This is a genomic window from Protofrankia sp. CiP1_Cm_nod4 (assembly GCF_982290645.1).
Genome location: NZ_CEVIVC010000056.1, coordinates 9516 through 15285 on the forward strand (window position 1 = coordinate 9516; position 5770 = coordinate 15285).

Annotated in this window: 4 protein-coding genes and 1 tRNA gene; 3 read left to right on the forward strand and 2 right to left on the reverse strand. The window is 72.1% G+C overall.

Annotated elements, in window-relative coordinates; translation table 11 throughout:
* The first annotated feature begins 601 nt into the window (after nucleotides 1-601).
* The gene (locus AC5LSR_RS12735) at nucleotides 602-1468 is read left to right on the forward strand and encodes an HAD-IA family hydrolase (protein ID WP_493468493.1); all 867 of its coding nucleotides are present in this window, start codon (nucleotides 602-604) and stop codon (nucleotides 1466-1468) included.
* Nucleotides 1469-1532: 64 nt separating this feature from the next.
* Entirely contained in the window at nucleotides 1533-3887 is a 2355-nt protein-coding gene (locus AC5LSR_RS12740; protein WP_250285591.1) for a glycoside hydrolase family 65 protein, read from the forward strand.
* 81 nt (nucleotides 3888-3968) lie between these two features.
* On the opposite strand, the gene dcd is transcribed toward AC5LSR_RS12740, so the two are convergent.
* Nucleotides 3969-4595: a dCTP deaminase gene (gene dcd / locus AC5LSR_RS12745; RefSeq protein ID WP_250285592.1), complete on the reverse strand. Its 627-nt coding sequence runs from the start codon at nucleotides 4593-4595 to the stop codon at nucleotides 3969-3971.
* A gap of 80 nt (nucleotides 4596-4675) precedes the next feature.
* Complete coding sequence (locus AC5LSR_RS12750; RefSeq protein ID WP_250285593.1) at nucleotides 4676-5458, reverse strand: TNT domain-containing protein; 783 nt, start codon at nucleotides 5456-5458, stop codon at nucleotides 4676-4678.
* 231 nt (nucleotides 5459-5689) lie between these two features.
* Here AC5LSR_RS12750 and AC5LSR_RS12755 point away from each other — a divergent pair.
* Nucleotides 5690-5763 (forward strand) — tRNA-Gly (locus AC5LSR_RS12755).
* Nucleotides 5764-5770 lie beyond the last annotated feature (7 nt).

The following is a 5770-nucleotide window of genomic DNA, read 5'->3' on the forward strand; positions in this document are numbered from 1 at the left end:
GCGGCCTGCCGGGAGACCGACCCGGGCAGGATCTGCCGGATCAGGTCGAGACGGCTGCGCCAGCCGGGCGTCACCGCGGAGACGATGTCGATGAGTCCCGCGACGAACACCAGGGCGGCGGCCACGGGCGGCAGCCACAGGCGGTTCCACGCCGGTAGCGCGGACCGGGAGGCCCGCGTCGCCTCGGTGGGCGCCGGCGCCGCGGGCGACGTCGATGTCCCTGCCGCTGGCGCCGCGGGCGCCGTCGAGGTTCCTGCCGCGGGCGACGTCGATGTCCCTGCCGCTGGCGCCGCGGGCGCCGTCGATGTCCTGGGTGCCGATGTCCGGGGGGGAGTGCTTCCGGCGGAAGACGTCCCGGAGATCGCGCCGATGCCGTCGCCGCGCCCGTTGGCCCTGGTCCGGCCGGTCTTGCGGGGACGGCTTCTGCCGCTGACCGTTGCCACGGACGCTGGCCCCTCCTTCGCTTCCCTTTTCCCAGCCCGTTTTCCGGCCTTCCGGGATGCCGGGCCGTGCGTGGGACGTTACCCCCGCCGGTCGCGCGGTCAGGCGGGGGTGTTGCGGGTAGTAGGACGGTCACAGGCTCCCTCGAGGGGAGGGATGGATGCTCGGGCTGCCCGAACAGATCAAGGTATGCCTGTTCGATCTGGACGGTGTGCTGACCCCGACGGCCGCCGTCCATGCCGCGGCCTGGAAGGAGATGTTCGACGCCTTCCTCGAGCGGCGGGCCCGGCACGCAGGCGGCCCGTTCGTCCCGTTCAGCGTCCGTGACGACTATCCCGCCTACGTGGACGGCAGGCCGCGGGCGGACGGTGTCCGGTCGTTCCTCGCGTCCCGGCACATCGAGCTGCCCGTGGGCAGCCCGGCGGATCCGCCGACGGCGCAGACCGTGCACGGGCTGGGGAAGCGCAAGAACGAGATCCTGCTGGCCAGGCTCCGCGCGGGTGGGATCACCGCGTATCCGGGGTCCGTGCGGTACCTGCGCGCGCTGGCGGCCGCCGGGGCCGGACGCGCGGTCGTGTCGTCGAGCGCGAACTGCGCACAGGTCCTCACCGCGGCCGGCATCGACTGGCTGCTGCCCGTCCGGATCGACGCCGCGGTCGCGGCGCGTGAGCACCTGGCGGGCAAGCCGGCGCCGGACACCTACCTTGCCGCGGCCCGTGAGCTGCGTGCCGAGCCCCGGCAGGCGGCGGTGTTCGAGGACGCGCTCGCCGGGGTCGAGGCGGGGCGGGCCGGCGGTTTCGGCTTCGTGGTCGGCGTCGACCGGATCGGGCACGCCGACGCCCTGCTCGCGCACGGCGCGGACATCACCGTCCCCGACCTGGCCGTCCTGCTCGAACCGGGCGAACCCGAACCGGGCAAATCTGGGCCGGGCGAACCCGAACCGGGCGAACCCGGGCCGGGCGAATCTGGGCCGGGCAAACACGGTCGCGCCGGCCGCGCGGCAGCGGGTGACGGGAGCCTGTCATGACCGGCGGCCCTTCACGACCGGCGGCCCTTCATGACCGGGAGCATGTCGTGATCGGTAACGTGTTGTGATCGGTAACGTGTCGTTCCCGGTCGAGCCGTGGCACCTGCGTGAGTGCGGCCTCGACCCGGCGCTGCTGGCCCGCTCGGAGTCGCTGTTCGCGCTGTCCAACGGGCATGTCGGCCTGCGGGCGAACCTGGACGAGGGGGAGCCGCACGCCCTGCCCGGCACCTATCTGAACTCGGTGCACGAGCTGCGTCCGCTGCCGTACGCCGAAGCCGGCTACGGGTATCCGGAGTCCGGCCAGACGGTCATCAACGTCACCAACGGCAAGCTCATCCGCCTGCTGGTGGACGATGAGCCCTTCGACGTCCGCTACGGGGAGCTGCGGGCGCACGAACGGGTGCTGGACTTCCGCGCGGGCGTGCTGCGGCGCACGGCCGAGTGGGTGTCACCGGCCGGGCAGGCGATCAAGGTGTCGACGGTGCGCCTGGTGTCCTTCGTCCAGCGGGCCATGGCGGCGATCTGCTACGAGGTCGAGCCGCTGGACGCCCCGGCGCGGCTGGTGATCCAGTCCGAGCTGGTCGCCAACGAGCAGATGCCGCCGCAGAGCGTGGACCCGCGGGCGGCCGCCGCGCTGGAGGCGCCGTTGCAGGGGGAGTGGAACGGCAGCCACGGCACATACGCGGAGCTGGTGCACCGCACCCGGCGCAGCGGCCTGCGGGTCGCCGCCGCGATGGACCATGTGATCGACCCGCTGCCCGGGCTGGGGGTCACCGCCGAGAGCGACGAGGACTCCTGCCGGATCACCGTGACGGCCGTGCTGGACGTCGGCAGCACGCTGCGGATGGTCAAGTTCATCGCCTACGGCTGGTCGGAGCAGCGTTCCCTGCCGGCGCTGCGGGACCAGGCCGCCGCCGCGCTGACCGCGGCCCGCCAGACCGGCTGGGCGGGCCTGCTCGCCGAGCAGCAGGCCTACCTCGACGACTTCTGGGCGCGGGCCGACGTCGAGGTCGACGGCGACGCCGAGGTGCAGCAGGCCGTCCGGTTCGCCCTGTTCCACGTGCTGCAGGCCGGCGCCCGGGCCGAGCGCCGGTCGATCCCGGCCAAGGGGCTGACCGGCACCGGCTACGACGGGCACGCCTTCTGGGACACCGAGAGCTACGTCCTGCCGATGCTCACCTACACCGCCCCGCACGCGGCGGCGGACGCCCTGCGCTGGCGGCAGGCCACCCTGCCGCTGGCCCGGGAGAGGGCCCGTACGCTCGGCTTCTCCGGCGCGGCGTTCCCCTGGCGGACGATCCACGGCGAGGAGTGCTCGGGGTACTGGCCGGCGGGCACGGCGGCGTTCCACATCAACGCCGACATCGCGGACGCGGTCGTCCGCTACGTCCGCGCGACCGGGGACGACGCCTTCGAGCGCGACGTCGGCCTGGAACTGCTCGTCGACACCGCCCGGCTGTGGCGCTCCCTCGGCCACCACGACCTCGACGGCGACTTCAACATCGACGGCGTGACCGGCCCGGACGAGTACAGCGTGGTCGCGGACAACAACGTCTACACGAACCTGATGGCGCAGCAGAACCTCGTCGAGGCGGCGAACGCCGTCCGGCGGCATCCGGACAGGGCACGCGAGCTCGGCGTGGACGCGGAGGAGACCGCGTCCTGGCGGGACGCCGCCGAGGACATGTACATCCCGTTCGACGAGAAGCTGGGCGTGCATCCGCAGTCCGAGGGGTTCACCCGCCACCAGGTGTGGGACTTCGAGCGCACCCGCCCCGACCAGTACCCGATGCTGCTGCACTTCCCGTACTTCGACCTGTACCGCAAGCAGGTCGTCAAACAGGCCGATCTGGTGCTGGCGATGGTGCGCCGGGGGGACGCGTTCACCGAGGAGCAGAAGGCCCGCAACTTCGCCTACTACGAGGCCCTGACCGTCCGCGACTCGTCGTTGTCGGCGTGCTACCAGGCGGTGATGGCCGCCGAGGTCGGCCACCTCGGGCTCGCCCACGACTACCTGCGCGAGGCCGCGCTGACAGACCTGCGCGACCTGTCGAACCGGGCCGTGGACGGCCTGCACATCGCCTCGCTCGCCGGGAGCTGGATCGCGCTGGTCGAGGGGTTCGGCGGGCTGCGCGACACCGGGGAGACGCTGTCGTTCGCCCCCCGGCTGCCGGAGGGGATCAGCAGGCTGGCGTTCACGCTGTCCCGGCGGGGCCGGCGGCTACGGGTCGAGGTCACCGACGCCACCGCGTCCTACGTGCTGCTGCGCGGCGACCCGGCCGCCATCGTCCACCACGGCGAGCAGGTGTGGGTGACGACGAAGGAGCCGGTGAGCCGTCCGGTGCCGCCGTCGCCCACCCGGCCGGCTCCCGGCCAGCCGTCCGGACGGGAGCCGGTGCGCTTCCGCCCGAACCCGTGAGGCGACCGCCGTGCCCGCGCGGACGCGCCGGTGCCACCATGCCCGTGCGACTGCTGCGCATCCGCCGCGCCCGCGCGGATGTCACCCGGTGTGGTCGTGATTGTGGTTACGGTCGCGGTTGTGGTCGTCCGAGGAGACGGCGGCGCGGGTGAAGTCGCGGTAGGCGCGGGACGGCGTGGGGCCGCGCTGGTCCTGGTAGCGCGAGCCGTAGACGGCCGAGCCGTACGGGTGTGTCGCCGGCGAGGACAGCCGGAACAGGCACAGCTGGCCGATCTTCATACCCGGCCAGATCTTGATGGGCAGGGTGGCCACGTTCGACAGCTCAAGGGTGACATGGCCGGAGAAGCCCGGGTCGATGAACCCCGCGGTCGAGTGCGTGAGCAGGCCCAGGCGGCCGAGGCTGGACTTGCCCTCCAGCCGGCCGGCGAGATCGTCCGGCAGGCTGATGATCTCGAGGGTCGAGCCGAGGACGAACTCCCCGGGATGCAGGACGAACGGCTCGTCGACGTCCGGCGCGATGAGCTCGGTCAGGTCCTCCTGCTCGATGGCGGGGTCGATGTGGCTGTACCGGTGGTTCTGGAACACCCGGAACCACCGGTCGAGCCGCAGGTCGATACTGCTGGGCTGGACGAGAACCGGATCGTACGGTTCCAGGCGGACGCGTCCCGCGGCGATCTCGGCTCGGATATCCCGGTCAGACAGCAGCACGTCCGAGCACGCTACCGGCCGTCGGCCCTGTCGCGGTCGTCGGACGGGGGCATCCCCCCATTCTTCGCCCTGTCGTCCCGTCACGGACAGAGGTAGGCAGCGTCGGTCGTCGAGCAGATGAGCTGGTTGTCGAGCAGCCACTGGATGGGCAGCGCGTCGGTGACCGGGTCGACGACCGGCGCGCCCGGGATGAGGGCGCTGACCACCTGGTACTGCTGTCCGTAGCCGGGCTGGTCGAACCACGGCCGGATGGCGCCGCTGTAGACGGAGAACGTCCGCAGCACCCGGTAGTCGTGGTAGTTGCAGCTGCCCGGGTCCGTCGTGGAGTCCAGGTTGGACGGCGGGATGGCCCGGGCGGCGTATTTCGTCCCCTCCGGGGAGGCGAAGTTGCCGCTGGTGCCACCGAAGCGGTCGAACTCCAGCCCCGGGGCCAGCGATGTCACCGTCCGCTGCGGGGTACCGTCCGGGTTGATCAGGTATCCGTCCTTCGGCGGGTACTGCCAGCCGCCCTGGCCGGACCGGGCGGACGGGTCCCACCAGGTGTCCAGGAACTGCTGGACCGGCTCCCCGCCGGTGCGCTGGTAGTGGGACAGCTGCCGGCCCACCTCACCGACGACCGGCAGTTTCTGGGGGCCCAGCCGCGAGTCGCCACGGAAGTCGGCCTCCGAACACTCGTCCAGCGACCGGTGCCCACCCGTCGGATCGCCGGCCGTCGAGCCACCGGTCGTCGCACCGACAGTGATCGTGGCGCCGTCGGTCGCGGAGGCGGGCGCGGCCGAGGCGGATGTGGCGTCGACGAAGGCGGTACCGGCAAGGAGCAGGGCTCCAGCCGTCAGCGAGATCATGCTCTTGCGAAACTGCACGTATTCCTCCCGGACGCGTGCTCTGAGTAGCACATCGATTCGGGAGAGTAGTAAAAGATCTGCTCACGGACGTGGATCGCGCCCTCCGGGCGGATATACCGTGTGTCGTCCGTCCTGTAGCGACACGTGCCCGCCGACCGGCGCCGGCCTGCCCAGGCCGTGCCTGGCCCACGCCGGCCGGGTCCCGCCGCACCTCGCCCACGCGAGCCTGTAGGATGCTGAAGGCAGCACGCGGGCGTAGTTCAGAGGCAGAACACGAGCTTCCCAAGCTTGCAACGCGGGTTCGATTCCCGTCGCCCGCTCCACTCTGGG

Bases quoted from the DNA above. Each gene is read 5' to 3' on its own strand.
- AC5LSR_RS12735 (WP_493468493.1), top strand. From the start codon at position 602: ATGCTCGGGCTGCCCGAACAGATCAAGGTATGCCTGTTCGATCTGGAC.